Raw genomic sequence first — 1,598 nt, 5'->3', positions numbered from 1 at the left:
GCAGCAGATCGTCCCGGTAACCCCCTGCCTCCTGCATCAGGAAATACAGGACGATACCGATACACGGCCGGGGCTTTCTGTTTTTGCAAACGGTTTTTCCATCCACGTAACGGAATCCACACCCATGCCGCTGCTTGCGGCAGTCCTGGAGGTGGTGCGGGATGCTTAATGACGCCACCTGCTTTAAAGCTGTCTACATTGTCTGCGGCTATACTGATCTGCGCGCCGGCATGGACCGGCTGGCGGCACTCGTGGAAACACAGACCGGGAACCGGCCATATACAAAGGATACCCTCTATCTTTTTTGCGGGAGACGCACAGACCGCGTAAAGGGGATTGTATGGGAAGGGGACGGATGGCTCCTGTTATACAAGCGGCTCTCAGAAAGCCGGTTCCAGTGGCCGCGCACCCCGGAGGAAGTGCGTGAATTAACGCCGCAGCAGTTTCGGTGGCTGATGGAAGGGCTGACGATTACCCCGAAGAAATCGGTCAGGCCGGTGGAACCGCCGGAATACATGGGATGACTTTGTGCAAAACGGAGAAATTTCCAGACGGTTCTCCGGCCGGAAAAAATGTCCCGCCCCATCCCTGCGGAACCGCGCGGCACACCATAAAAGGGTCCGGAATGGGAGCAGACATGCTTTCCCTTCCCGAAAAGGGTTCTGGAAACAGTATCATACAAAGGCCGCATCCGCTGTTTTAACCATAGGCATTATGACGGGCATCCGGCAGGGGCGGGGTCGCAAAAATCTCATATCCATGGTATAATAAGGCTATCAGGATACCGGGGGAAAACAGCATGGCCTTAAAATATACGGAAGAACAACTGAACAGCCTTGACAGGGAAACACTTACCAGGCTGTTCCTGTCGCAGCAGGAGCAGCTTGAAAATATCGACCATACGCTCCAGCTGGTACTGGAACAGATGGCGGACCTAAAACGCCACCGGTTTGGCCGTTCAACAGAGAAACATGAAACCGAAGACCAGATCTCCTTTATGGAAGTGGATGGGAAGATCGTATTCTTTAACGAGTCCGAAGCTGTTGCCGGAGAGGAAAACGCACAGGAGGAGCCGGAAAGCGTTTCCCGCACAAAACCGAAGAAAAAGCAGGGGAAACGTGAAGAAGACCTGGAGGGGCTGCCGGTAGTTGTGGTGGAACATTCCATGGCAGATCAGGAACTGGAAGACAGGTTTGGGAAGGGCGGTTGGAAACAGCTTCCGGATGAAGTATACCGCAGGTACAGCTTCACCCCGGCGAAAATCGAGGTGGAGGAACACCATGTAAAAGTATATGCAGGGAAGGAAACGGAAGAGGTCATCAAAGCACCGCACCCGGAAACTTTATTAAGGGGGAGCCTTGTTTCCCCCTCGCTGGAGGCGGCGGTAATGAACGCCAAATATGTCAATGCCGTCCCGCTTTACCGTCAGGAACAGGAGTTTGAACGTTACGGCCTGCATATATCCAGGCAGAACATGGCGAACTGGACGATCCAGTGCGCAGACAGATATCTTGCGGTACTCTATGATTACCTCCACAAAAAGCTGTACGGCTACCATGTTCTGCAGGCAGATGAGACGCCCGTGCTGGTGAATAAGG

General features: G+C 53.6%; 2 protein-coding genes. Both read left to right on the top strand.

Annotated elements, in window-relative coordinates:
• Window positions 1-161 precede the first annotated feature (161 nt).
• Window positions 162-524, top strand: a complete 363-nt coding sequence (tnpB, locus tag NFS31_RS26680) for an IS66 family insertion sequence element accessory protein TnpB (RefSeq protein ID WP_251502093.1) — start codon at window positions 162-164, stop codon at window positions 522-524.
• A gap of 275 nt (window positions 525-799) precedes the next feature.
• The coding region (locus tag NFS31_RS26675; RefSeq protein ID WP_251502090.1) for an IS66 family transposase at window positions 800-1,598 on the top strand (799 nt) is incomplete at its 3' end.

This window comes from Otoolea muris (genome assembly GCF_943193115.1).
Lineage (GTDB): Bacteria > Bacillota > Clostridia > Lachnospirales > Lachnospiraceae > Otoolea > Otoolea muris.
This window is presented reverse-complemented; position numbering and strand designations above follow the sequence as displayed.